This is a genomic window from Pseudomonas sp. AC083, assembly GCF_979253165.1.
Window position 1 is genome coordinate 1 of sequence record NZ_CEEDDH010000370.1, and the last position, 232, is coordinate 232.

The following is a 232-nucleotide window of genomic DNA, read 5'->3' on the forward strand; positions in this document are numbered from 1 at the left end:
GGCGCATTGTGTTTCCGTACCATCCAAACGATTGAAACGGGCGCGAAACTCCCAGGCGCCCGGCAAGGTTGCGAGATACCAGCCCACATGCTTGCGGGCAATGCGCACGCCCATCACGTCGCCATAGACGGCGTGAAGGGCAGCCAGATGCTCCAGCAGAATGCGTTCCACTTCGCTCTGTTCCGGCGCGGGCAATTTCTCGCCGGTGCGCGGGACATGATCGATCTCGCGA

1 protein-coding gene is annotated in these 232 nt (G+C 61.6%); it reads right to left on the reverse strand.

Going from position 1 to position 232, the window contains the following annotated elements; translation table 11 throughout:
* On the reverse strand, nt 1–232 hold a 232-nt coding region (locus tag AC0IXA_RS28230), incomplete at both ends, for a tRNA-dihydrouridine synthase (protein WP_471815030.1).